Genomic DNA, 25,991 nt, shown 5'->3' on the forward strand with positions numbered 1-25,991 from the left:
CATAATATCCCACAACCCACCATTGAAGTGTCGCGTTTATACAAAGGCAATCATACAGAACTCAAATAAAACCATCTAGAACAACGTGTTAGTGTTGAAGGATTGCTCACATAGAAAATTAGACTGCGAAATGTTGTCTAGTTGTTGATGTTCTCGATATTGTTTGAGGAAAGCCGTCTCATAACAATGTGTACTATTCGTAGTGCTATGTGAGACTACTAAGATTGTGTTTTTATAGATTCATAACGTCAGGATGTAGTGGCATAGTGAATTTGGCCACCTGATTAGAGCTGTTATGATTACACCCGTAGCAGCAGTAGGTGACGAAATGGCAAAGAAAAAAGGACCGAATTTTAGCCCTGAGTTCCGTCTGGAAACGGCTCAACTGGTGGTTGATCAAGGCTACTCCCAGAAGGAGGCCGCCCAGGCAATGGGGGTGGGCTATTCCACGATTGGCAAATGGGTCAGTCAACTGCGAGAAGAGCGTTCAGGCAAGTCTCCCAAGGCCTCGCCCATGACCCCAGAGCAGGTTGAAATCCGCGAATTAAAGAAGCGCATTGAACGGCTGGAATTGGAAAAGGAAGTCCTAAAAAAGGCTACAGCTCTGTTGATGTCGGACTCCATGAACACTTCTCGCTAATCGAGAAACTCAACAAGAGCCACCGGGAAAAGTACCCGGTCGTCTGGCTGTGCAAGGTGTTTGATGTCCAGCGCAGCAGCTACAGGTATTGGTTAAGCCGGGATAAGCGGATATGCCCAAAGGCGGTGCGTTTACACAGCACAATCCGGCAAATCCACCGTGAGAGCAATGGCTCCGCCGGGGCAAGAACCATCGCCGATATCGCTACTGCCCGGGGTTTTGCATTAAGCCGCTACCGTGCAGGACGGTTAATGAAGACGCTGGAATTGGTCAGTTGCCAATTGCCGAAGCATGCTTATAAGAAAGCCAATCAGGAGCATGTCGACATCCCGAATCGGTTGAACCGCCAGTTTGACGTGGTGGCACCTAACCAAGTGTGGTGCGGCGATGTGACCTATGTCTGGACAGGTACTCGCTGGGCCTATTTGGCCGTGGTAATGGATTTATTTGCCCGTAAACCCGTGGGCTGGGCGATGTCGCACTCACCGGACAGCGAGTTGACCAAGCAGGCGTTGAACATGGCATTTGAGCAACGAGGCAGGCCTAAAGGCGTGATGTTCCACAGTGACCAGGGCAGTCACTATACCAGTCGCTCCTTCCGGCAATTGCTGTGGCGTTACCAGATAACCCAAAGCCTGAGTCGCCGCGGGAATTGCTGGGACAACAGCCCAATGGAGCGATTTTTCAGGAGTTTGAAAACGGAATGGATACCGGAAACAGGCTATCGGAACTTTGCCGAGGCCAAGCTGGCAATCACCCACTATATCCTGGGGTATTACAGCAACGTCAGGCCACACCATTACAACGGTGGCTTGAGTCCAAACGAGTCAGAGCGAAGATACTGGCTTAACTATAAACCCGTGGCCAGTTTTACTTGACCACTACAGGAAGACTTGGAGGGAGATGTCGCTTTAGCGCAACACTTTCCGAGAGTGTCCTGAATTTTGATGTTTTAATGGGCAAAGGCCTAGCTTGGACGCTAGGTCTTTGCCAGCAGACTGACTGCATCTATGCACTCTCTGCAATGAAACCTAGCGTTACAAGCCGCCTTCCTGCTGAGCCTGTTTGACTAATGCCTGACGTTGAGCTTCCTGATCTGATACCAATTGATTTTCTATTTCTTGTTCAACCTCTTGTGGAACAAAAACAAAGTATTTATTAATAGTCATCTTAAGAACCTCGAACTGTTAAATTCACCTTCCCGGTAGCTAATTGTTAATACCACATGAAAAATCATTGATCCCTGTGGCAGCATAAAAATAGTGGATGCCCAAAACAGCGTCATCCTCCATGGAATAAAATTTATAGGATGAGGTGAAGGGCGTAGAATTTTTGTTCAACTCTGCTTAGACACGAAAACAAAGAGATGCCACGTGGGCATCTCTTTTAGCGTATTGCAGATCTGAATGGATTATACGTCGTACGTAGTCGACGCAGTGTCACCGCCTGTACCTGTCCAGTTGGTGTGGAAGAACTCACCACGTGCACGATCAGTACGCTCATACGTGTGCGCGCCGAAGTAGTCACGTTGCGCCTGAAGAAGGTTCGCTGGCAGACGAGCAGTAGTGTAACCGTCTAGGAAGGTCAGAGCAGAAGTGGTACATGGCATCGGAATTCCCACTTCCAGAGATTTCGCTGCCACTTTACGCCATGCTGCTAGGCTACCCGTTAGGATGTTTTTGAAGTAATCGTCAGAACCCAGGAATGCTAGGTCTGGGTTCGCTTCGAACGCGTCACGGATGTTGCCCAGGAATGCAGAACGGATGATACAACCACCACGCCACATCAGCGCTACGTTACCGTAGTTCAGATCCCAGCCGTTTTCGTTTGACGCTTCACGCATCAGCATAAAGCCTTGTGCGTAAGAGATGATTTTTGATGCCAGCAGCGCTTGACGCAGTGCATCAACCCACTCTTGTTTGTCACCTTCAACCGGAGTGATGGTTTTGCCAAACAGTTTTTCCGCTTCAACACGCTGGTCTTTCAGTGCAGACAGGCAGCGCGCGAAGACAGATTCAGAGATCAGCGTCAGTGGAATGCCTAGGTCCAGAGCATTGATACCTGTCCATTTACCGGTACCTTTCTGGCCTGCAGTGTCGAGGATCTTCTCAACCAATGCTTCACCGTCTTCATCTTTGTAGCCAAGGATGTCAGCCGTGATTTCTACTAGGTAGCTATTCAGCTCAGTTTCGTTCCAGTCAGCGAACACTGCCTGCATTTCGTCAGCAGTCATGCCCAGGCCATCTTTCATGAACTGGTAAGCTTCAGTGATCAGCTGCATGTCGCCGTATTCGATACCGTTGTGAACCATTTTCACGAAGTGGCCAGCACCGTCGTTGCCAACCCAGTCACAGCAAGGCTCGCCAGCATCCGTTTTTGCCGAGATCGCTTGGAAGATAGGTTTCACTGCTGCCCAAGCTTCTGGTGCGCCACCTGGCATGATAGATGGTCCGAAACGAGCGCCTTCTTCACCGCCTGATACGCCAGTACCGATGAAGTGGATGCCTTTTTCACGCAGTGCTGCAACGCGGCGGTTAGTGTCTGGGTAGTTAGTGTTACCACCGTCGATGATGATGTCGCCTTTATCCAGTAGAGGAACCAGTTGGTCGATGAACGCATCAACCACCGCACCAGCACGAACCATTAGCATGACTTTACGTGGTGCTTCCAGTTTGTCCACCAGCTCTTGCAGCGTGTAAGCACCAACGATGTTGGTACCTTTGGCTGGGCCTTCTAGGAACTCGTCTACTTTTGCCGCAGTACGGTTGTGCGCCACTACTTTAAAACCGTGGTCATTCATGTTGAGGATAAGGTTTTGACCCATAACTGCTAGGCCAATTACACCGATATCACCTTTCATTTTTTCTCTCCAATAAATTTTACTTGGCTATCGCGATCACACGATTTTCGCCGCTGCGTCTAAATCTAAATACCATTCCGTCAGCCCCTGATGAGACTGAATCTTGGCTGCCGGATATGGAAGAATTTCTGCGGGTGAGCGGTTAATCTCATCCACGATATCTGCTTTACCAGTGCCCAAAACGAGGTAACTGATACGTTTCGCTGCCTCAATCACGCGCGCACTTTTGGATACACGGATCTGACCCGATTCAGGATGGCTTGCTAAAATGGCGAGTTTTTCTTCGTCGTAGTTTGTTTGACCAGGAAAGAGCGAAGCGGTGTGACCATCGGCGCCAACACCGAGCAAGATCCAATCAAACACGGGTGTACCATTTTCGGTCGGGATCAACGCCAGCATTTCTTTCGCGAAACGTTCCGCTTCCATTTGAGGCTCATCTTCACCACGAATACGGTGGATATTCTCGGTAGGCAAGGCTACTTGGCTAAACAAAAGCGCATTGGCTTCGCCGTAGTTGCTTTCTGCATCATCCGGCGTCACACATCGTTCATCCCCCCACCAAAAGTGCAGGTTCTGCCATTGAATCGCCGTGGCAAATGCATCGGACGCTAATAGCTTGAACAACATTTTGGGCGTACTGCCACCAGAAAGAGAAATATGAACAGGGCGGCCCATTTCGCTAAACGCTTTCATATCGTTCGCGAGGCTTTCAACGACCTGCTCTGCGGTATTAAAAATCTTATGGTTGATCATAGTTCGCAGTAATCCGTGTCAGTTAGGTTTTTGCATGGGAAGCGCCATGCGCGATCATCGCGCTGGAGCAGATCGTCCGATTCTTTTGGCCCCCAAGTGCCACAGGCGTAGCCAAACAAGGCTTGCGGATCTTGTTTGAAATCAAGGATCGGCTGGACATATTTCCAACACGCTTCCACTGCATCACTACGTGCAAACAGTGTCGCGTCGCCATTGAGCGCATCTAATAGTAGACGTTCATACGCGGTCAGCATTTGTGTTTCTTGAAGCGAGGTGTAATGGAAATTCATTTTCACTTCTTTGGCATGGAAACCGGCACCTGGCTGCTTCAAGCCAAAACTCATCTGGATGCCTTCATCGGGCTGAATACGAATGATGAGCTTGTTTTCAGGCGCATTTTGCCCAAATACAGGATGCGGCGTGCGTTTAAAGTGGATGACCACTTCTGTGACGCGCGTTGGTAGACGTTTACCGGTACGCACATAAAAAGGCACACCATTCCAACGCCAGTTGTTAATGTAAGCTTTAAGGCCAACATAAGTTTCGGTACGCGAATCTTCGGCAACACCATGCTCTTCGCGGTAACCGGGAAGGTGTTGTCCACGCACATCAGAGGCGGTGTATTGCCCTAGCACAAGGTTGTTGCGCAGATCGTGCTCATCCAACGGTTTGAGGCATTGCAGCACTTTTACCACTTCATCACGCATAGAGTCCGCGTTGATCTGCGCAGGTGGTTCCATGCCCACCATCGCCAACACTTGCAGAAGATGGTTTTGGAACATATCGCGTACCGCACCAGAACCGTCGTAGTAACCGCCACGCTCTTCAACACCGAGGAATTCTGCGCCAGTGATTTCTACGTAATCGATGAAATTGCGATTCCATAGCGGTTCAAACATCGCGTTGGAGAAACGAAACACCAGTAAATTCTGCACCGTTTCTTTGCCCAGATAATGGTCGATACGGTAGATTTGATGCTCTTGGAAACACTCGTGAATGTCTTTATCCAGTTGTTTGGCAGAGGCCAGATCGTAACCAAAAGGTTTTTCGATGATCAGTCGCTTCCAACCATCGTCTTCGTTGTTCAAGCCATGGTGAGCTAGGCTCGCTGGAATCACACTGTAAAGGCTTGGTGGCGTCGCCATGTAGAACAACGTATTGCGCTGTTCAAACTGATACTGTAGCGCCAACTCATTCAAGCGAGTCACTAACTTGGCATAATCTGCAGTATCTGAGGTATTGATTGCTTGATAATGCAAATGGTTAATGAAGGCATCCAGCGTTGCTGGCTCTGTTTTTTCCATTTCCTGAAGCGAATTCTTGAGCTTTTCGCGGTAGGACTCATCACTGTACTCTGTTCGGCTGACACCCAGAATGGCGAAGTTTTCTGGAAGCTGCTTACTTGCATAGAGGTGGTATAAGGCAGGAATCAACTTGCGGTAGGTCAAGTCACCCGAAGCACCAAAAATCACGATGCTGCTGTTTTCTGGTATTACCATCATCTTTCCCTTAAAAACGAGGTACTTATTTGTGCCTGGATACGGCTTAAAGGATGAGCCAACCCTATCAATGACACTAAAAAATTGATAGTTGATCTTGCCTATATCAGCGATAGGCAAAACCTAGAGTGTGTGGGTTGGTAATAAGAATGATTTGCCCGACACGGGGGCGTATTGTCTACGACTCTTTGACATACATCAATAGTTGAAAGTGCAATCGTTTAAATAATGACGCAATTTCAAGATAACTATTTGTATCAGAAGTGATATTTGATTTTTTACTGATTAGACCAGTTAGCGCTATTTTTTGTGGTTGCATTACGCTGTTTTTGCGCAAATTCTCGCCACAAAATAGACCACTATCAGTGCTCGCTATGGGAGTCATCGAGTCATTTTATCTCAGCACTTTTTTATAGCAGCGCTCTGGCCGCCCCACTGTACCGTAGCTGAGATCGGCTTGCAGCTCGCCCGTAGCAATCAAATATTCCAAGTAACGCCTTGCAGTGGTGCGGCTGGCCCCCATCTTCTCCCCCGCTTCATCGGCGGTATAGGTTTCTTCTTGCTGAAAGAGTGCACGTATTTTGTCGAGCGTGACACCATCTATTCCTTTGGGCAAATGGCTTGCTTTTTCCTGCGCACTGCCTGACTGTAACATCTTGTCCACCAGCCCCTGATTGAGATCCGCAGACACGTGACCAAGTTGCTCTCGCTGGGCGCGGTACTTGTTGAGCGCGGTTTCAAGGCGCACAAACATCACCGGTTTGAGCAAATAATCGACCACGCCACCACGCATCGCCGTTTGCAGCGTTTCTACATCGCGCGCGGCGGTGATCAAAATCACATCACAATGGCGATTACTACCACGGATTTGATTTAAAATATCCAGACCACTGCCATCGGGCAGATAGACATCGAGCAAAACTAAGTCCGGTTCCAACAGTGTCAACTGCAGTTGCGCTTCCGCCGACGTCGTGGCGATGGCTATCACCTCAAAGCCATTCAACTGCTGCAAATAGTTATGATGTAATTGCGCAATCGCTAGGTCATCTTCAATAATCATCACTCGGCTATTGGCACTCATTGCTGCTCTTCCTTGGGGATGTAGACGGTCATTCGCGTTCCGTATTGCTTATTTGGGCTCATTTCGATGTGGCCAGCATAACGCTGGGCTAACTGGCTGACTAAATACAGCCCGACACCGCGATTGGCTTTGGCTTTGCTTGAAACCCCTTTTTCAACCAGTTGCTGTGGTAAATAACCTTCGGGTAGTCCGCAACCTTGATCGGTCACTTCCAAGATGATTTCAGTGCCGTAATCGCTCACCGAGACTTCAATGTTCCTTCTCGATTTGGCAAACGGTTGTTGATGAGCAATACCACTCATGGTGGCGTCGAAAGCATTGTCAATCAAATTACCTAATATGGTGGTAATGTCTTCCGCGTTGACCCCGTCCGGTAGTGGCTCCAAGCGAGTGCCCTCTTCTACAATGAGTTCAAGGCCAAGTTCTCTTGCACGTTCCGTTTTACCAAGCAGCATCCCCGCGACCAAGGGATCTTTAATCGTGTCACGCAAAAATTCAATCAGACCTTGATAATGTTCCGTTTCCTGACCAATCAGTTGCTGCACCGCGTCTAGTTCACCCATTTGCACCAAACCGCTAATGGTATTGAGTTTATTGCGATGTTCATGTGTCTGAGAGCGCAGCAGATCCGCGTACTCCTTGGTTTGCGATAGCTGCTCAGTCAGTTCACTGATCTCATCACGCAGGCGAAAACTCGATACCGCACCGACAACCTTTCCATCAACCAAAACGGGCGTGCGGTTAGCGATCAAATGTTTGTGATTCAGATAGAGCTCAATATCGTGATCTTCTTGTCCGGTCTCCAGCACTCGGTAGAGATCGCTGCTTGGCAAAGAATCAGCCAGAGGGCGGTTAAGCACCGTTGTTGGATCAAGCCCTAGAATCTGCGCCGCACTGCGGTTAATCGAACGTAACACACCGTTGGCATCAATACTGAGGATCCCCTCTTTGATAGTGCTCATAGTCACATCCAACTCGCTGTACAAACGGCCAATCTCTTCTGGTTCAAAACCCAAGATCGCTTTTTGGAACTTGCGCGCAGCATAGTTGGACACCAGTGCGTTAGCGGCAACCACTAAAACCGTCATCGCGATCAAAAACCAGATAAATGGCTCAATGCGATCTTGCAATCTCTCAAGCAGATAGCCAACCGAAACGACGCCGATCACTTTTCCTTGCGCATTAAACACAGCAGCCTTGCCACGCACCGAATAGCCAAGCGAGCCTTTTGCTGTCGAGATATAAGCTTCACCCTCTTTGAGCGCCCGCTCGTTGTCGCCACCACTCATTGGCAAACCTAAGCGAGAATCAAGCGGATAGATGAGACGCAAACCTTGCTCATCGCCGACAACAATAAAAGCGGCACCAAGTGCACCAGTAAGTTCACGAAAGCGGGCTTGGTGAGTCACGTTATCGCGCTGTTCTATCAGCTCAATCACAATAGGAGAACTGGCCAAAAATCGGGCAACGCCTAAGGCTTTTTGCCCCATTTCCTCTTCTTGGGAATGTTTAAGATAGGCAAAACCAGCAGCGACAAGAATTAGCAGTTCGATCAGTCCTGACAACGTCATAATGACCAACATTCGCTGCCGAAAACTGACACTCTGCCACTTCATTTCACCCTCCAATCGCGACCTCTTCCGCGATAAGTTAACACTGAATTAACACTTAAGTGCAGAGTCACGTTCGGAAGTGTGAAACGGGAATGGAAAATGCCAATAGATTTTTGCCATGCTCTTGCGCTTGTTTTACTCGGGCTCAAAAAACATAAAAATATATAATCAACAAGTTACATATGTATTTTACTTTTAGTTGATCTGGATCATCTCACTTTTAGGAATTTTTGAGGTTTTTTTAACCAACAACACGTATACTTTCCCGAGTGTCTAGAGTAACAATCTACCTAACATAACGACAATAATAAGCACAAGGTGGTATCAATTGATAAGGAACGATCAATATGGAAAGAGATACCTTTGGAATTCGCCTTAGTAAGGCCATGCTGTCGAAGAACATGCATTCAACCTTTACACACGTCAGGGCTTACGAGAGAGACGGTCATACAGAGAGCGACCTACGCGTTCTGCTCGCCTTCCCTCAAATGAGCGGGCGCGATCTTCTGCAAACCATGCAAGGTTCCAAACAGCTTGAATGGCGAGCAGAATTCTTCTGCCCTTCATTAAAATAGTCAGCTCATCCTTCATGAGGAAGCACAGCCGACGCGCTGTGCTTTTTTATTTCCGCCGACTTAATCAAGGTTGCGCTTAACAGAAAAAGACAATTCCTATATATTAGAGTCATTGCTCTATTTCGATACGACTATCATGAAACGAACTCATCAGTTACTAATGATTGGGCTGCTTTCAAGCTCCATCTCGTTGGCTTGTCAGGCCGCGCCGATCACCTTTCAACAAGCTTGGCAGTTGCTACAAGACAACAATCACTCGCTCGCAGCACAGCGAGCCAACGTGGTCAGCCAAGAGCACATGCAAAGTGCTACTCGCAGTTTGGACTGGCCTTCGGTGAGCATCGGCGCGAATTACACTCGTCTGGATACTGATGTCACGCTCAGTGGTGAGCAGTTAATGTCCAATACCACAATGCCGGCGCTCAACGCATCGACAGGGCCAATACTGCAAGCGTTTATGCCAGTATTGAGCGGGATAGAAACCACCATCGCCGAAAAAGATCTCTTTAGCTCATCTATCCGCGCTATTTGGCCCATTTTCACCGGCGGGCGCATTAGCGCTGCACAAGCGGCAGCACAAGGCAAAACCGAAGAAGCGCGCAGTCAGCTGAAAATGGAAACGCAAGCACGCTACGAAGATCTCAGTAAGTACTACTTCTCCGTGGTACTCGCCAAAGAGGTGTTGCAAACGCGCCAAGCGGTCGAAAAAGGGTTGACTCAGCACCGCGATTTCGCCATCAAACTGGAAAAACAAGGGCAGATCGCCCATGTCGAGCGTTTACAGGCTGAAGCCTCGTTGGATAAAGCCAGAGTCGAAACGCGCAAAGCACAAAGTAATCTTGAGATCGCGCAGTCAGCGCTGAGCAAAATTTTGGCTCAGTCAAGCTTGGTCGAACCTGCCGAAGGGTTGTTTATCAACCATAACTTGCCACCTCTCTCTGCGTTCACTGAGCAGACTCTCGCCACTTATCCGGGCCTTTCTTTGTTAGACGCCAAAGAGCAGCAAGCCAGCGCGCTCATCAAAGCAGAAAAGGGCAAATACTATCCACAAGTCTATCTCTACGGCGACTACAGTCTGTATGAAGATGATTCACTCGCCAGCGAAATGAAACCGGACTGGTTGGTCGGTGTTGGGGTAAATGTCCCATTGATTGACACATCCGGGCGCAGCGAAAAAGTCAAAGCCGCCAGCAGCATGGTCTCGCAGGTACATTCACTCAAGGCACAAGCGCGAGAAGATCTGTCGGTGCTGGTTCAAAAGACCTATCTTGAAGCGCAGCAAGCGGTGGATGAAGTGATCGGTTTGGAGTCGAGTATTCGCCTTGCCAAAGAGAACCTCGATTTGCGGGAAAAAGCCTTTAATCAAGGGCTTTCGAACTCACTTGAAGTGGTCGATGCACAATTGTACTTGGCCAGTATTGAAACGCAGCAATCCGCCGCCCGCTTTCGCTATCTCATCTCACTCAATAAGCTGCTGGCTCTGAGCAGTGAAATGAATAGCTTTGCTCAATATCAAGCTAGCGCCTACGCACCCACTCAAAAGGAATCACTATGAAATCGCTCAAACCTATTCTGCTTTCTCTCTGCGCTGTGGGTGCGGTGAGCTGGATCGGATACCAGTTTTACCAAGCCTACCAACCAAAGCCGGTGCGTTTACAGGGAATTATTGAAGCGCAGCAATACAGTATCTCCTCCAAAGTGCCGGGACGCATTGACCAAGTTTTGGTCCGCAAAGGTGATACGGTGAGCAAAGGGCAATTGGTGTTTACCTTGCATAGTCCAGAGATCGAGGCAAAGCTAGAGCAAGCCAAAGCGGGAGAAAAAGCCGCGGGAGCACTGGCGCAAGAAGCGGAAAAAGGCGCTCGCGCGCAGCAAATTCAAGCAGCCAAAGATCAATGGCTTAAAGCGAAAGCCGCCGCCGATTTAATGGAGAAGACTTACCAGCGCGTCAACAATCTGTATAAAGACGGCGTGGTCGCCGAACAAAAGCGTGACGAAGCGATGACCCAATGGCAAGCCGCCAAATACACCGAAAGTGCGGCATTCCAAATGTATGAGCTCGCCAAAGAAGGCGCGCGCGATGAGACCAAACTCGCGGCGGCAGAAAAGGCGCGCATGGCGGCAGGAGCCGTTGCGGAAGTGGAAGCTTACGCGAGTGATACCCGTATTGAGAGTTGGTTTGACGGTGAAGTGTCTCAGGTTTTGCTACAAAGTGGCGAGTTAGCGCCTCAAGGCTTCCCTGTCGTGACCGTGATTGATACCCATGATGCTTGGGCCGTGCTTAACGTGAGAGAAGATTTGTTAAAACACTTTCAAAAAGGTGAGATCTTCAATGCTTATTTACCTGCTCTGGATAAAAAAGTGCAGTTTCGCGTTACCCACATTGCAGTGATGGGCGATTTTGCCACTTGGCGGGCGACCGACGCCTCACAAGGTTTCGACCTACGCACTTTTGAAGTCGAAGCTCGTCCTGTGGAGCCCATTTCTGCTCTACGCATGGGCATGAGTTTAGTTGTTGAGCTGTAATTGGCCTTATGATGAACGCTATCTACGCGCAACTGCATGTGCTGCGGCACGACAAATGGCTTTTGTCGTGCTTGACTTGGATCCCATTGCTAATTGCCTTAATGATTTGGGGCGTATTTTCTGCCGGGATCGCTCGTGATTTGCCAATTGGTATTGTAGATCAGTCACACAGCACGTTATCACGCAAACTAGTGCAAATGCTGGATGCTTCGCCCACACTCAGCACAGAGAGTGCATACTCAGACGTTACCGCCGCCAAAGACGCCCTGATTCGTGGTGAAATATACGCTTACGTGATCATCCCCGACCATTTTGATCGCGATATTTATCTCAAGCAGCCTCCGCAGATTTCGGCGTTTTACAACAGCCAATACATACTGACTGGCCGCTTAGTCAACTCTGCCATTATGCAAGCGCAAGGGCACTTTAACGCCGCATTAGAAACGGTCAAAAGCCTCAGTCATGGTAACCAAACGACTGCGAGCGCCATGGGGAGCGCCGTGACCATTACCACGCAAATCTCGCCGCTATTCAACCAAAATACCAACTACGCGCAATTCTTGGTTTCAGCGGTGGTGCCCGCAATCTGGCAAATTATGATGGTGGTGTGCACGATTTTAATTCTGGCGGCAAATTTACGAGTCTATGCGCGCTCCCCTGAAAAACTGGCGCTCTGGCTTGGTGATAACATTCTACTCACCCTTTTCCGCACTCTGAGCTGCTATCTGCCTATCTTTATGCTGCATGGTTTGGCTTTTCTGTGCTGGTTCTACTTCATCCTTGACTGGCCTTTTCACGGCCACTTTTTGCCCATTGTGATTGCGCAGCTTTTCACCGCATTAGCATGCATGATCATGGGCGCTTTCTTTTTTTCTATGACGCTTGATGCCGCCCGAGCGATGAGTTTTGCTGGCGCATTTACCGCGCCCAGTTTTGCCTTTATGGGCATTACCTTCCCGGTTACCGACATGAGCGCGCCCGCGCAGTTTTGGCGTGGATTATTACCGGTGAGTCATTACATCGAAGTACAAGTGTCTCAAGCCAGCTATGGGGCTGAGTTCTATCACGCATTGCAGCCTCTTGCGCCGATGGTGGGTTATCTGCTGCCTGCACTGCTCACTCTCCTTCTGATGAAAAAGCACCTTAACAAAGCGGAGGGAAAATCATGAGCTGGCTTGATCTACTCAAAGCGGAGTTGAAAGCGCTGCTAACCAATCCGGTAGTAACCCTGACTGTGTTCGGTGGTGTGCTGTTCTATTCGTTTCTCTATCCACTACCCTACGCGCAGCAAACGCCACGAGAACAGGCGATTTCAGTCGTCAACCTTGATATGAGCCCCACCAGCTTGAAGCTCGAACGCATGGTCGACGCGACTCCTCAAGTGAAAATCGTCCGCCGCGATGGCACGTTGGCCGAGGCAAAAGCGGCTTTTCTTGCTGGCAAGGTGAGCGGCATTTTGTTGATCCCGGAGCATTTCTACAAAGACCTATTGCTGGGTAAAAGTCCGACACTGTCGTATGCAGGCGATGCCTCCTACTTTCTGGTGTATGGCACCGTGGTGGAAGGGTTGGCGCAAACTGGTGGTACGCTGGCAGCACAGGTCAAAGTCTCGAAACTGCTGATAGATGGTGTACCGCTCGCTTTCGCGGCCAATCAGTACAGCGCGGTGAAGCTCAATCTCAAGCCAACCTTTAACCCAACCATGGGTTACGTCGACTATGTGGTGCCCGCGGTGTTTGTCCTGATCCTGCAGCAGACTTTGATCATGGCGGCAGGGCTTATCGTCGGCACACAAAAACATGGCCAAGGTTATTGGTCACATGTGCCGCGCTGGAAGTTACTCAGCGTGAGAACCGCAGTACTGGTGGCTATCTATTATCTGCTCAGCGCCTACTATTTCGGTGCCAGTTTTACTATGCATGGCATCAACACGCTGGCCAGCATCCCAACACTGCTCAGCTTGCTGTTACCGTTTCTGCTTGCCTCTTGCCTGCTTGGCTATTGGTTGGGTGATTTGCTTCCGCGCCGTGAACTGGTCACACTGGTGGTGCTTATCAGCTCCATGCCGCTGATTTTCCTTGCTGGTTTCATCTGGCCTGTCGAGATGATCCCAGCGCCGCTTCTATGGCTCGCCCAATTGAGTCCGAGTACCAGCGCGATAAAAGGCTTTCTCGCTCTCAATCAAATGGGGGCGAGCTGGCAACAAGTCAGCCTTCAGTGGAGCAGCTTGTGGGCGTTGGTGCTGTTTTGGCTTTGTGCCTGCTTGTTATTGTGGCGACGCCAACGGCTGTGATTGCTAGGGTCTGTTGACCTTTTGAGATGATTTTTGCAGCAGTTTGTGGGTTCTTTGTGCAAGGCAGAGGCTTTGAATTGTAGGGGCCTACATGATAAGCCGATAACGCAGCAAAAAGGAGCCACAAACGCTGCCCGAAGGGTTCGAGCTAGGCGCCCCCGCAAAAAGCGTTTTACTCTTTGTTGAGAGGTGTTTTGCTTAGAATGACTAGGCTACAAACCTCTCGCCGCGATTAAAACGCTTTTGTCTCGAGCAAAATTTAACCGCAAAAGGTCAACAGACCCTAAGAAGTAAACCAAACAATAAGGGCTCAATTTTGAGCCCTTATTGTTGTCGTTACAATCCCATCTCTTGGGTAATGGATTTAATCTGCTTCAAATCCATTTTGTACACTTCGATCAGTTGATCCACTTGGCTTAAGCGCGAACTGGCTTCATCTTGGTTATCGCACGCATCAGATTTCGCGTCCCAAGATTTACCGGAAAGATACACTTCACACGCTTTCTTCAGTGTTTCCAACTTCGGAACCAACACTTCTCGCTCTTTTTGCAGCGCCTCCAATTCTTGAGAAATCTCCATTTCACGGCGGAAAAGTTCTCGTGAGCGCTCAAACATATTGTTTTGCATATCGGCCTGACGGCTAAGCTTATCGTTCTCGCTTTGCGTGGTTTCAATCTGCGCTTTTTGCGATTTGATCTGCCCTTCCAAGGTGATGTTCAGTTTTTCCATTTCAGTGAGCTGATTTTGCAGCTTTTCAAGCTCCGCCTGATGCTCTTTTTGTCGCAGTGCGATTTCTGCTTCGAGCTTTTTGTCCACCTCAGAGTCCAAACTCGCTTCGCGTGATTTAACACTCGCCACCAACTGAGTTTTGTCATTTGCTAGGCTTTGGTACTGCTGCTGCAGCCCTTGATAAGTCTCTTGCCATTTTTGAGCCGTAAAGTGAGCGCCGATCAAACCGCCAAACGCCATGCCTAATACAGCAGCAATCGCAATATACACGAACGTACGTTTGTCTCGTTCCTCGATGACGACCACATCATCTTGTTCATCAGTTTGATTATTTGGCGAAGTCACAACATCTCACTCCAATCTCGATTAATAGGATTATCTAAACAGCTCTGTAGCCACCAAAACCAAGGTATAAATGGCGAAAAGACCGAGCAAGGTCACCACCACCCCTTTTTGGATTTTTTCGTTCGTGCGGTATCTCAGCAAGAAATACGCCAGCACAATTAACACTGCAATCACAATCAGCCGAATCATGACCTCTCCTTGCGTCATCAACTTATGTGACTAAACGGTAGCATTCTATGCCATTTGGCGTCCAGATTAAGTCAAGGTTCGGTAGTTTTTTCTGACGATTGAGCAATAAATATTCGATCGAAAAATATGGGGATGACATCACAAAAATATTTGGTTAGGATTCGCGTACAGATTATCTGGCATTGCCAGATAATTGTTCCGATGAAGACTACAGGAGAGTGGTAATTAACCAATTATTAACATTTGGTTAGTCATACCCGCCGAAGAAGTAAATCTTTCAGGTGCAATCATCTTTCAAGAAATTGGATAGATGATGCGAGGACTGTAGTTGGAGGAACCTCTGGAGAGAACCGTTAAATCGGTCGCCGAAGGAGCAAGCCCTGCCCATGTGCAAGGTGAAACTCTCAGGCAAAAGGACAGAGGAGTGGAAAGTAACATCCCAATGATGTGAGTATTTTGCAGATCCCGTTGTCTAGCGAAATCTCACTGCTACTTGGCTATTTAAAAGATCGCTGATCTTACCTTTCCCTCTTCTCCTTATTAGTTGTTTTATTAAGGGGAAATCATGAACGACCTGCAAACTTTGCTACAAACTATCGATAACTTTGTCTGGGGACCACCACTGCTGCTGCTGTTGGTTGGTACGGGCATCTACTTCACCTTTACTCTAGGCTTAATCCAGTTCAAACATTTACCGACCGCTTTAGCGATGGTCTTTAGTAAAGAGAAATCCACCGACAAACAGGGCGATGTGTCCAGTTTTGCTGCACTTTGTACTGCACTTTCCGCCACCATTGGTACCGGTAATATCGTTGGTGTCGCCACGGCCATTAAACTCGGTGGCCCGGGTGCGCTGTTTTGGATGTGGCTTGCTGCCCTATTCGGCATGGCAACCAAATACGCGGAATGCTTGCTGGCGGTGAAATATCGCAAAGTGGATGACAAAGGACAGATGATCGGCGGTCCTATGTACTACTTGCAATACGGTGTCGGCTCAAAAGCGTTGGCAATTTTGTTTGCTGTGTTCGCTCTTGGCGTTGCGTGTTTCGGTATCGGTACCTTCCCGCAGGTAAATGCCATCCTTGATGCGAGCGAAATTTCTCTGGGTGTGTCACGAGAAATAGCCGCGTCGGTGCTCACTCTGCTGGTAGCGTTCGTCACTTTAGGCGGCATCAAATCAATTGCAAGCGTGGCAGGCAAAGTGGTTCCTGCGATGGCGCTGTTTTATGTTCTGGCTTGTCTGAGCGTCATCATCATGAATGGCGATCAACTGCTCAGCGCGCTTGAGCTGGTGCTGACTTCAGCGTTTAGCTCAACGGCGGCAACTGGTGGCTTCCTTGGGGCGAGTATCATGTTAGCTATCCAATCGGGTATCGCGCGCGGTGTCTTCTCCAACGAATCGGGCCTAGGCAGTGCGCCTATGGCGGCCGCAGCGGCCAAAACCGACTCTTGTGTCAAGCAGGGTTTGATCTCCATGACAGGCACCTTCTTCGACACCATCGTTATCTGTACCATGACGGGGCTAGCACTCATCCTTACTGGTGCTTGGCAAAGTGATTTCTCTGGCGCGGCTATGACAACCCATGCGTTTGCCGTTGGACTCAATGCCGAAACTCTGGGGCCCATTCTGGTTTCAATCGGTCTGATGTTTTTTGCCTTTACCACCATCTTGGGCTGGAATTACTACGGCGAGCGCTGTGTGGTCTTTTTGCTCGGCACCAAGGCGGTATTACCCTACAAGGTGATTTTCTTAGCGCTGGTCGCCTCTGGTGCGTTTATGCAACTCGACATGATTTGGATTTTAGCTGACATCGTGAACGGTTTGATGGCCATTCCCAATTTGATCGGCTTGATCGCGCTGCGCCACGTGGTCATCGAAGAGACCAAGCTCTTTTTTCAGTCCGCATCGCGCAATGACGAGTTGGACACAGTAAACGCATAACCAACAGCAAAAAGCCCACGATCTCACGTGGGCTTTTTAACGTCACTTCACCCTACCGCTGGGTTCACACGGGTTTCTCAATCAGCAATTTGACACCCAGAACCACCAAAACCGTTCCTGTTGCCCCTTCCATCCATTTCATGAAGCTGGCATTTTTAAGCAAATTTTTCGCCGAGTTCAACGCCCCTGCTAGTCCGCATTGCCACACCATCGCAATCACAAAATGAATCGCCGCCATGGTCATGGATTGCAGCAGCGGAGAGCCTTCTGGGTTAACAAACTGAGGCAAAAACGCCAAGTAAAACACCGCCGTTTTCGGATTGAGCACGTTGGAAAGAAACCCTTCCCTGAGTGAACGCTTGGCACTGTATGACTGGTGAGCCATTTCCGCGACCGTCATGCCTGCACCACTTTTCATCAGCGCTCTTAAGCTACTGAGTCCCAGCCAAATAAGATAGGCGGCACCAATCATTTTGACCATCTGAAAAAGCTCGGCAGATTGTGCAAGGATGGCAGAAATGCCAATCGCAGAGAAAAGAGCGTGCACAAAAAGGCCAAAGCAGATACCCAGACTGGTCATACAGCCATCTTTAAGCCCTGCGCGACTGGTATTACGAATCACCAGTGCGGTATCCAACCCGGGAGTCAATGTCAGTATGGTGATAGCGAGCAAAAACGCTTCGAAGTTTAGAATGTCCATATTGTTGAATAAAAATGTGAAACAGGCGTTGATCAATACTCTGATTTTTTCATTTGCGCAAGCCGCTTTCACATTAGCGATAACAATCGCAACCGCTTGTATACAATCGTTCTCATTTGTGGAGAATAATAGGCTTGGTTTGGTTTACCCTTGGTTAACAAAACCAATGAAGTACAGAGGAACCCTGCACTTAAAAACAGGTGTTTACGGAAAGAACAATAAATAATGAGTAGTCACATGAACGCATTTCAACAACTGGTCGAACATTCAAAGAAAGTGTCCAGTTTTCAACATCTCTCCTCAATCATTAGCTGGGACCAAGCCGCGGTGATGCCATCAGGCGGCGCTGAAGCACGCTCCAATGCCATGGCTGAGCTCGATGTTCATATCCATTCGCTGATGACACAGCCGCACCTCGCAGATTTGTTTGACCAAGCACAAGAACTTCCGCTCTCAACAGAAGAACAAGCCGTGCTGCGCGAGATGAAACGCACTTGGCAGCAAGACAACCTGCTACCGGAAGCGCTAGTTAAAGCTCAATCGCTTGCCGGTTCAAAATGCGAGCACGCTTGGCGCAGTCAACGTAAAAACAACGATTGGGCGGGTTTTGAGAAAAACTGGGCTGAAGTGGTTAAGCTTTCCCAAGAAGAGGCGCAAATTCGTGCTGACGCCAATGGCACATCGCCCTACGATGCTATGCTCGATCTCTATGAACCCGGCACGAGCTCTGCGTCACTCGATGCGCTGTTTGCCGATGTAAAAACTTGGCTTCCTTCGCTCATCGATAACGTTATCGAAAAGCAGAAATCACGTTCAATACTTTTGCCCAATAGCCACTATCCGGCTGAAAAGCAGAAAGCACTTGGTTTAGAGGTGATGAAGCTGCTTCAATTTGACTTCGAACATGGCCGTTTGGATGAGAGCGCCCACCCATTTTGTGGTGGAGTACCGAGCGATGTGCGCATTACTACCCGTTATAACGAAAGCGAATTTGTACAGTCCTTAATGGGCATTGTTCACGAAACAGGTCATGCACGTTATGAACAAGGCTTACCTCAAGCCTTCGCAGGAACACCTGCTGGTGAAGCTCGCTCTATGGGCATCCATGAGTCTCAGTCCCTGTTTTTCGAAATGCAGCTTGGCCGCAGTGAAGTGTTTGTAGAACACTTATCGCGTCTCGCCTCAAATCATTTCCAAGGCGCGGAATTTACCAAAGACAACCTGTCAAAAATTTACACCCATGTTGAAAAAGGCTTTATTCGGGTTGATGCGGATGAGCTCACTTACCCCGCTCACGTTATTTTACGTTACGAAATCGAGCGCGATCTGATGAACGGTGCCATCAAACATACCGACGTACCTGAACTGTGGCATGAAAAAATGCAAGCTTACCTTGGCCTTTCTACTGCTGGCAATTTCACCAACGGCTGCATGCAAGACATTCACTGGACAGAACACAAATCTACAATGTCTACTGCAAAACATGACTATAAAAACGGGTGTTTACAAGACATTCACTGGTGTGATGGCAGCTTTGGCTACTTTCCAAGTTACACATTGGGCGCGATGTATGCGGCGCAGTTTATGGCAGCTATGCGCAAAACAGTTGATGTGGATGGGGTAATCCGCAGCGGCAATTTGAGTCCTATCTTCGCTTGGTTAAGTAAAAATGTCTGGAGTAAAGGAAGCTTGCTGACGACCGATGAACTGATTAAAGCAGCTACAGGTGAAGTATTAAATCCTGAGCACTTTAAAAATCATCTTAAATCTCGCTATTTGGGATAAACGAACTTAGACATTGCCATCCTCTGGAGTAGCACTCTCTCCTTCAGAGGATGGCAAATAGGCTCTACACCAGCGTTTCTATTCATTCTCAGACGATAACTTCACCATCATTCGACCACGTATAGTGGATTGCCCTTAAACAGTTCATTGGTAAACGCATCAACCTGATAAATATCTACTTCTATTTAAAATCCCTTAAAACCTTGCGCTCATCAAGGAGCACTCTACCTTTCACTCTTACGATTGAAGCCTTTAAGACACGCTTGTCATTTTTTGTACAACGCGAAACGCGTATCAGAGCAGAATATCGCCAAAGGTGGAAGGCGCGCCTTCACCAAGTTTTTCATATCCAACTAAAGTCACGTTTTGTGTTATTCCTCTATGGTTCTATTCACTTTTTTACACGGGATAAAGTAATGAAAACTGAAAAGCAAAAAATGCTCGATGGGGAACCATACGATGCGTGGGATCAAGAACTTCTACAAGCACGGCTATCCTGTCGCAAAACTTTGCACAGCTTAAACAACAGCCTCCCTCTGAGCGAAGAGTGGCGTGCGGCGATTGATGAACTACTGCCGAAGAGTCAGCAGGCTTATATTGAGCCACCCTTTCGCTGCGACTACGGCGCAAACATCAAATTGGGCAAGAATTTTTATGCGAACTTCAACTGTGTCATTCTCGATGTGGCTGAGGTCTCGATCGGTGATAACGTTTTGTTTGCTCCTAATGTGCAAATCTATACCGCAGGCCATCCTATCGACGTCAAAGGCCGAGTTGAGGACGGCATTGAGTTTGGTTTACCGATTCGCATAGGCAATAACGTTTGGCTGGGCGGCGGCGTTATCGTCTGCCCCGGGGTCACTATTGGTAACAATAGTGTTATTGGTGCGGGCAGCGTGGTCACAAAAGACATCCCCGATAATGTGGTCGCTGTCGGCAATCCGTGTCGCGTGGTCAAACAAATAACAGATAATGAGCTTAATAGTTGAGCGCATCAAGGTGTCCTCAGCCTTCCAGAGAGTTTAAGGACACCAACTCGCTCCTTGCTAAATACCTTACTGGAGCGTGTCGACATGCAGCGATTTCTGCTGCAACAAGATTGTCTGATAAGGTTTACTTTTCACAGCATCGCTTGCAACTTCATCAATTGCTCAGAAAACATCTTGCTGGTTAGGACAGGCACCAATACTGTTTATATAAACAGTCAACTGGACACTTCACGCAATGAAATCTCAGTTCTTTCTTAGCCTGCAAGAGTTTATGCATGCCAAGTACTACGCCAATAAAACCATAAAAAGCTATCTGTTCTGGATCAAACGTTATATCGTCTTTCATCAGATGCAACACCCTGCTCGCTTGAATGACGAACAAGTCGAACAGTTTCTAACGCACTTGGCGGTCAAAGAAAAAGTCGCGGCCAAAACACAAGCGCTTGCTCTTAATGCGATTCAATTTTTATACCGCGATTACTTTCGCACACCTCTAAATCAGGATTTGAAATTTAAGCGATCCTTGGTCGATAAGAAACTGCCTGTAGTGCTCACCAAAGATGAAATGCGCCGTTTTATGCAGTTCATAGACCCCAAATACAAATTGCACGTAATGCTCCTCTATGGCTCAGGATTGAGAGTCATGGAGTGTGTAAGGCTCAGAGTTCAAGATATTGATTATGACTACGGTGCGATCCGTATTTGGCAAGGTAAAGGCGGAAAAAATCGAACGGTGACACTGGCGAAAGAGCTCCACCCGCTGCTCAAAGAGCAAGAAGCACTGGCACGGCGATATTATCAGAGGGATATGATCACACCAGGTTATGCAGGCGTGTGGATGATGAACGCGCTACAGAAAAAACACCCAGGCGCTGAGTTTGAGTTCAACTGGCATTACCTGTTTCCATCAACCAAGCTTTCCATCGATCCTGAGACTGGCCTACAGCGCCGGCAACATATCAACGAAGCCGCTTTACAGCGTGCGGTACGAAGAACTGCAGCCGATGCTGGCATCACAAAGAACATCACTTGCCACACCTTACGGCACAGCTTTGCAACTCATTTACTTGAATCGGGCGCTGACATACGCACCGTGCAAGAGCAGTTAGGACACTCAGATGTCAAAACGACGCAAATCTATACTCACGTGCTCGACAGAGGCGCATCGGGCGTACTCAGCCCGTTATCTCGTTTGTAAATGAGCAAAAAGGATAAGAAAAAAGGAGAGCAAGTGCTCTCCTTTTCTTAAACCCAAACTGCTAATTAAAGAGCAGCTTTCGCTTTTTCAACTAGAACAGCAAATGCTGCTTTGTCGAATACTGCGATGTCGGCCAGGATCTTACGATCGATCTCGATAGAAGCTTTCTTAAGACCGTTGATGAAACGGCTGTAAGATAGACCATTTTGACGAGATGCTGCGTTGATACGTGCAATCCATAGTTGACGGAATTGACGTTTCTTAGCGCGACGGTCACGGTAAGCGTATTGACCAGCTTTAGTAACTGCTTGGAAAGCTACGCGGTAAACACGAGAACGTGCACCGTAGTAACCTTTAGCTTGTTTCAGAACTTTCTTATGACGTGCACGAGCTTGTACACCACGTTTTACGCGAGGCATTATGCTTCTCCTAAACTAAACGAATTAAAAACTAAAAACAAATTAAGCGTATGGCAAACAACGAACGATACCCGCAACTTCACATTTAGGAAGAATTGAGTTTGGACGCAGTTGACGCTTGTTCTTAGTAGTACGCTTAGTCAGGATGTGACGTTTGGTAGCGTGTTTGAACTTAAAACCACCAGCAGTTTTCTTGAAACGCTTAGCAGCACCTTTGTTGGTTTTCATCTTAGGCATGATGAATAACTCCGCATTGTAGTAGTTTAATAAACAACGTAATTAGGGCGAATAAAAAACCGCCGCGTTAAACGGCGGGTATTTATTACTTGCAAAAGCCGTTAATTACTTCTTTTTAGGTGCCAACACCATGATCATCTGGCGACCTTCAATCTTCGTCGGGAAAGATTCCACAACAGCGATATCTACTGTGTCTTCTTTCAGGCGATTCAGAACGTCAACACCGATCTCTTGGTGAGCCATCTCGCGGCCACGAAAGCGAATAGTTACTTTCACTTTGTTGCCTTCCTCAAGGAAACGCACCAGGTTGCGTAGTTTTACCTGGTAGTCTCCGATATCAGTTCCAGGACGGAACTTAAGTTCCTTGATCTGAATCTGTTTTTGCTTCTTCTTTTGCTCTTTAGTAGCTTTGCTCTTCTCAAAGAGGAACTTGCCATAGTCCATAACTCGACAGACTGGTGGCTCGGCGTTAGGGCTGATCTCTACGAGATCCATACCAGCTTCATCGGCTGCTGCTAATGCTTCTTGGATCGATACGATACCGACAGATTCACCGTCAGCGCCTGTTAAACGAACTTCACGAACGCCACGAATTTCACCGTTTAAACGGTGCTGGTTTTGTTTGACCGGAACTTGGCCACGTCTTCCGCCTTTAATAGTTTATTCCTCCAGATTGAGCTTACGGCTACTGATTTGGTCTTGGATGTAAGAAATGAAGTCATCCACCTTAAATTTACCTAAATCATTACCTTTACGAGTACGCACTGCGATTTCGCCAGCTTCCATTTCTTGGTCGCCGCAAACCAACATAAATGGTACGCGCTTCAAAGTGTGTTCGCGGATTTTAAAGCCAATCTTCTCATTTCTCAAGTCCGCTTTTGCTCTAATTCCACATTTTTGTAGTTTTTGAGCAACTTCCTGAACATAATCAGCCTGTTTGTCAGTGATGTTCATAATTACGGCTTGCTCTGGAGCCAGCCAAGTTGGGAAGAAACCCGCGTATTCTTCGATTAAAATACCGATGAAACGCTCAAGGGAACCCAAAATCGCACGGTGAATCATGACCGGGATAAGACGTTCGTTGTTTTCACCAACATAAGTTGCACCAAGGCGAGACGGCAGGTTAAAGTCGAGCTGCACGGTACCACATTGCCAAGCACGATCTAGGCAGTCATACAGTGTGAACTCGATTTTCGGGCCGTAAAACGCCCCTTCACCTTCTTGGATTTCGAATGGAATCTTCATCGACTCCAAAGCCAGTTTCAATGCTTCTTCTGACTGATCCCAAATTTCATCGCTACCAACACGTTGTTCTGGGCGAGTAGAGAGTTTCACGACGATGTTATCGAAACCAAAAGTTTGGTAAGTGTCATACACCATCTTGATACAGTTGGTCACTTCTTCTTGAATTTGACTTTCTGTACAGAAAATGTGCGCATCGTCTTGAGTAAAGCCACGAACACGCATGATGCCATGCAGTGCGCCAGAAGGCTCGTTACGATGACAAGAACCAAACTCTGCCATACGCAGTGGTAGATCACGGTATGATTTCAAACCTTGGTTAAAGATCTGCACATGCCCCGGGCAGTTCATCGGCTTAATCGCATACTCACGGTTTTCAGAAGAAGTCGTGAACATCGCGTCAGCGTATTTGTCCCAGTGGCCAGAACGCTCCCACAATACACGGTCCATCATCAATGGGCCTTTCACTTCTTGATAGCCATATTCGTTTAGCTTGGCGCGAATGAACACTTCCAAGTCGCGGAAAATTGACCAGCCGTTGTGATGCCAGAACACCATACCCGGTGCTTCTTGCTGCATGTGGAACAGATCAAGTTGCTTACCGATCTTACGGTGGTCGCGTTTTGCCGCTTCTTCAAGGCGAGTCAGGTGGTCTTTCAGCGCTTTCTTATCGTGGAAAGCCGTACCGTAGATACGTTGCAGCATCTTGTTATCGCTGTTGCCACGCCAGTACGCACCAGCCACATTCAACAAAGTGAAGTGTTGGCAAAAGCCCATATTCGGGACGTGCGGACCACGACACATGTCGATGTATTCTTCATGATGGTACAAACCGGGACGATCGTCACGAGAGACATTCTCGTCCAAAATTTCCATCTTGTAGGTTTCGCCGCGCGCTTCAAACGCATCACGCGCTTCCTGCCAACTGACTTTCTTCTTGATAACCTGATATTTGGTTTTCGCCAGCTCTTTCATGCGAGCTTCGATCTTTTCTAGATCGTCTTGGGTCAACGACTCATCAAGATCAATATCGTAGTAGAAGCCACTGTCGATGGTCGGACCTATCGCCATTTTTGCATTTGGATAAAGCTGCTTAAGCGCGTGCCCCAAAAGGTGCGCACAAGAGTGGCGCACAATCTCAAGACCATCCACTTCATCTTTTGTGGTGATGATTTCAAGACTGGCATCGCTTTCGATCAGATCGCACGCATCCACACGTTGACCGTTGACACGACCTGCAATGGTCGCTTTCGCAAGACCAGGACCGATCGATTGCGCAACTTCCATAGTAGAAACTGGGTTATCAAAATGACGCTGACTGCCGTCAGGAAGAGTAATAATTGGCATGTTTTTTCCTTTACAGTGGTGTTGCACACCAAGCAACACATGTTTTAAGAAATACGCTTTAGATTCATATTGGTATGAAAAACGCATTGCGAGTGTATTTGATTTGGTACGAATTTTGGTGCAATTACGGATGCACCAGCTTAAGTACTGACCTCGCATTCTAACCAATGAAGCTGAAATCGCAATGAGTTTCTTATTTGTGAAGCCTACAGATTGAGCGTCGGAGCAAGCGCTTGAGCAATTTGCGCCGCAGACGCATCTAACGGCAGAGTAAAGGAACGATATTGATCGCCAGAAAAGCTCAATGAGCGATCAATTTCCGCTAAGCAATGGACTCGTTGACCGTCCAAAATAAACGATAGTTCGATCTCTTTACTGCCGATAAAGCCGTTACTGCGAAACTCAAGCTCTTGATAACAGCCGGAACGAGAAGAAAAACTCTGTCCACGCAACTGCCCCTTTTCGACGTCCGCTTTCACCATAGTGAACCCCGCCTGAATAATGGTGTCGATGACCTTGCTAACCACGGGCAGTGGTTTGACTTCGATGAAATCTCGGTCACGGGGATCGATGGCGAAACCAATATCTAATGTCGTTTCCAGCCAAACATGGCACTGGTTTTTCAGTGCATTGACCGCGGTTATCGGAGTTTCGTCATGCAATCTCATCTCAAACGGCACTTGCTTTTCTTCATTTGCTTGGATCACGAATGGCTGAACGGCAGCCAATTTGTCCAGCGTGAACGTTTGGTAACTGACACTCTCTTCGCTCTCTACTTTGACTTCGGTATTAAGCTTGATGATGATCGCGTCGATCTGCTGTTCCACATCGCCGCCCTTAATGTGAACGTAGCCTTTGAGTGTTTCACCTTGATACACACTCATTTGGTCGAGAATCGTATCCACCTTGGCTGAACCAAGTCCCAATGACGCCTTAAGTTTTTTAAACATGAGATCCCTTTTTATGCTGATTTATTTGTACTTTGCCCCTGTTTACACAACCGCATAACGTGTCGCAAGTAAAATGGCG

The 25,991-nt window shown here is 48.0% G+C and carries 24 protein-coding genes and 1 riboswitch; of the genes, 10 read left to right on the forward strand and 14 right to left on the reverse strand.

Annotation, left to right across the window (positions count from 1 at the left end; all coding sequences use genetic code 11):
* Nucleotides 1-328 precede the first annotated feature (328 nt).
* Nucleotides 329-1,518 (forward strand): IS3 family transposase gene (locus EWA64_RS02550; RefSeq protein WP_439655067.1). Its coding sequence is split into 2 segments (ribosomal slippage): nt 329-596 and nt 596-1,518, totalling 1,191 coding nucleotides; the frame shifts between segments, so codons are not numbered across the junction.
* A gap of 159 nt (nt 1,519-1,677) precedes the next feature.
* On the opposite strand, the gene EWA64_RS02555 is transcribed toward EWA64_RS02550, so the two are convergent.
* From EWA64_RS02555 to EWA64_RS02580, 6 genes are all read right to left on the reverse strand, one after another.
* Complete coding sequence (locus tag EWA64_RS02555; protein ID WP_264299425.1) at nt 1,678-1,809, reverse strand: hypothetical protein; 132 nt, start codon at nt 1,807-1,809, stop codon at nt 1,678-1,680.
* Nucleotides 1,810-2,051: 242 nt separating this feature from the next.
* Nucleotides 2,052-3,500 (reverse strand): decarboxylating NADP(+)-dependent phosphogluconate dehydrogenase, encoded by a 1,449-nt coding sequence (gene gnd / locus EWA64_RS02560; protein ID WP_061895664.1) that lies wholly within the window; start codon nt 3,498-3,500, stop codon nt 2,052-2,054.
* A 36-nt stretch (nt 3,501-3,536) separates the two neighbouring features.
* A complete protein-coding gene (gene pgl / locus EWA64_RS02565; RefSeq protein ID WP_061895663.1) occupies nt 3,537-4,253 on the reverse strand; it encodes a 6-phosphogluconolactonase in 717 nt (238 codons plus the stop codon).
* Nucleotides 4,250-5,752: a glucose-6-phosphate dehydrogenase gene (zwf, locus tag EWA64_RS02570; protein ID WP_061895662.1), complete on the reverse strand. Its 1,503-nt coding sequence runs from the start codon at nt 5,750-5,752 to the stop codon at nt 4,250-4,252. Before zwf ends, pgl begins: the two co-directional genes overlap by 4 nt.
* Before the next feature lie 394 nt (nt 5,753-6,146).
* Nucleotides 6,147-6,833 carry a response regulator gene (locus EWA64_RS02575; protein ID WP_061895661.1) on the reverse strand — a complete coding sequence of 229 codons (687 nt, stop codon included), beginning with the start codon at nt 6,831-6,833 and terminating at the stop codon, nt 6,147-6,149.
* The gene (locus EWA64_RS02580; RefSeq protein WP_061895660.1) at nt 6,830-8,449 is read right to left on the reverse strand and encodes an ATP-binding protein; all 1,620 of its coding nucleotides are present in this window, start codon (nt 8,447-8,449) and stop codon (nt 6,830-6,832) included. The genes EWA64_RS02575 and EWA64_RS02580 overlap by 4 nt, the downstream gene beginning before the upstream one ends.
* A 344-nt stretch (nt 8,450-8,793) precedes the next feature.
* Here EWA64_RS02580 and EWA64_RS02585 point away from each other — a divergent pair, with 344 nt between their 5' ends.
* From EWA64_RS02585 to EWA64_RS02605, 5 genes are all read left to right on the forward strand, one after another.
* Complete coding sequence (locus tag EWA64_RS02585; protein WP_061895659.1) at nt 8,794-9,021, forward strand: hypothetical protein; 228 nt, start codon at nt 8,794-8,796, stop codon at nt 9,019-9,021.
* Between the two features lie 136 nt (nt 9,022-9,157).
* Entirely contained in the window at nt 9,158-10,576 is a 1,419-nt protein-coding gene (locus EWA64_RS02590) for a TolC family protein (protein ID WP_061895658.1), read from the forward strand.
* On the forward strand, nt 10,573-11,547 hold the full coding sequence (locus tag EWA64_RS02595; protein WP_061895657.1) for an HlyD family secretion protein: 975 nt from the start codon (nt 10,573-10,575) through the stop codon (nt 11,545-11,547). The genes EWA64_RS02590 and EWA64_RS02595 overlap by 4 nt, the downstream gene beginning before the upstream one ends.
* Nucleotides 11,548-11,555: 8 nt before the next feature.
* Nucleotides 11,556-12,716 carry an ABC transporter permease gene (locus EWA64_RS02600; protein WP_425315140.1) on the forward strand — a complete coding sequence of 387 codons (1,161 nt, stop codon included), beginning with the start codon at nt 11,556-11,558 and terminating at the stop codon, nt 12,714-12,716.
* Complete coding sequence (locus EWA64_RS02605) at nt 12,713-13,840, forward strand: ABC transporter permease (protein WP_061895656.1); 1,128 nt, start codon at nt 12,713-12,715, stop codon at nt 13,838-13,840. Before EWA64_RS02600 ends, EWA64_RS02605 begins: the two co-directional genes overlap by 4 nt.
* Nucleotides 13,841-14,176: 336 nt before the next feature.
* On the opposite strand, the gene EWA64_RS02610 is transcribed toward EWA64_RS02605, so the two are convergent.
* Entirely contained in the window at nt 14,177-14,914 is a 738-nt protein-coding gene (locus tag EWA64_RS02610; RefSeq protein ID WP_061895655.1) for a hypothetical protein, read from the reverse strand.
* Between the two features lie 30 nt (nt 14,915-14,944).
* Nucleotides 14,945-15,103: a hypothetical protein gene (locus EWA64_RS02615; RefSeq protein ID WP_039429357.1), complete on the reverse strand. Its 159-nt coding sequence runs from the start codon at nt 15,101-15,103 to the stop codon at nt 14,945-14,947.
* A gap of 330 nt (nt 15,104-15,433) precedes the next feature.
* A riboswitch (glycine riboswitch) is annotated at nt 15,434-15,533 on the forward strand.
* Between the two features lie 135 nt (nt 15,534-15,668).
* Between EWA64_RS02615 and EWA64_RS02620 the strand changes: the two genes are divergently transcribed.
* A complete protein-coding gene (locus EWA64_RS02620; protein WP_061895654.1) occupies nt 15,669-17,045 on the forward strand; it encodes an alanine/glycine:cation symporter family protein in 1,377 nt (458 codons plus the stop codon).
* Between the two features lie 64 nt (nt 17,046-17,109).
* Here EWA64_RS02620 and EWA64_RS02625 read toward each other — a convergent pair whose 3' ends face one another.
* Complete coding sequence (locus tag EWA64_RS02625; RefSeq protein WP_061895653.1) at nt 17,110-17,745, reverse strand: LysE family translocator; 636 nt, start codon at nt 17,743-17,745, stop codon at nt 17,110-17,112.
* Between the two features lie 237 nt (nt 17,746-17,982).
* On the opposite strand from EWA64_RS02625, the gene EWA64_RS02630 reads away from it, so the two are divergent.
* The 3 genes from EWA64_RS02630 to EWA64_RS02640 all read left to right on the forward strand — a co-directional run bounded on the left by EWA64_RS02630 (nt 17,983) and on the right by EWA64_RS02640 (nt 21,717).
* The gene (locus EWA64_RS02630) at nt 17,983-19,530 is read left to right on the forward strand and encodes a carboxypeptidase M32 (RefSeq protein ID WP_061895651.1); all 1,548 of its coding nucleotides are present in this window, start codon (nt 17,983-17,985) and stop codon (nt 19,528-19,530) included.
* Nucleotides 19,531-19,946: 416 nt separating this feature from the next.
* Nucleotides 19,947-20,519, forward strand: a complete 573-nt coding sequence (locus EWA64_RS02635) for a sugar O-acetyltransferase (RefSeq protein WP_061895650.1) — start codon at nt 19,947-19,949, stop codon at nt 20,517-20,519.
* A gap of 235 nt (nt 20,520-20,754) precedes the next feature.
* Entirely contained in the window at nt 20,755-21,717 is a 963-nt protein-coding gene (locus EWA64_RS02640) for an integron integrase (RefSeq protein WP_061895649.1), read from the forward strand.
* 65 nt (nt 21,718-21,782) lie between these two features.
* On the opposite strand, the gene rplT is transcribed toward EWA64_RS02640, so the two are convergent.
* The 5 genes from rplT to EWA64_RS02665 all read right to left on the reverse strand — a co-directional run bounded on the left by rplT (nt 21,783) and on the right by EWA64_RS02665 (nt 25,912).
* Entirely contained in the window at nt 21,783-22,136 is a 354-nt protein-coding gene (gene rplT, locus EWA64_RS02645) for a 50S ribosomal protein L20 (protein ID WP_004727974.1), read from the reverse strand.
* Nucleotides 22,137-22,178: 42 nt separating this feature from the next.
* The gene (rpmI, locus tag EWA64_RS02650) at nt 22,179-22,373 is read right to left on the reverse strand and encodes a 50S ribosomal protein L35 (protein ID WP_039429413.1); all 195 of its coding nucleotides are present in this window, start codon (nt 22,371-22,373) and stop codon (nt 22,179-22,181) included.
* A gap of 105 nt (nt 22,374-22,478) precedes the next feature.
* Nucleotides 22,479-23,030, reverse strand: a complete 552-nt coding sequence (infC, locus tag EWA64_RS02655) for a translation initiation factor IF-3 (RefSeq protein ID WP_082069785.1) — start codon at nt 23,028-23,030, stop codon at nt 22,479-22,481.
* Between the two features lie 3 nt (nt 23,031-23,033).
* Nucleotides 23,034-24,962 carry a threonine--tRNA ligase gene (gene thrS, locus EWA64_RS02660; protein WP_061895648.1) on the reverse strand — a complete coding sequence of 643 codons (1,929 nt, stop codon included), beginning with the start codon at nt 24,960-24,962 and terminating at the stop codon, nt 23,034-23,036.
* Nucleotides 24,963-25,168: 206 nt separating this feature from the next.
* A complete protein-coding gene (locus EWA64_RS02665) occupies nt 25,169-25,912 on the reverse strand; it encodes a sporulation protein (protein WP_061895647.1) in 744 nt (247 codons plus the stop codon).
* Nucleotides 25,913-25,991 lie beyond the last annotated feature (79 nt).

This window comes from Vibrio cidicii, assembly GCF_009665415.1.
In the GTDB taxonomy this organism is placed as follows: domain Bacteria; phylum Pseudomonadota; class Gammaproteobacteria; order Enterobacterales; family Vibrionaceae; genus Vibrio; species Vibrio cidicii.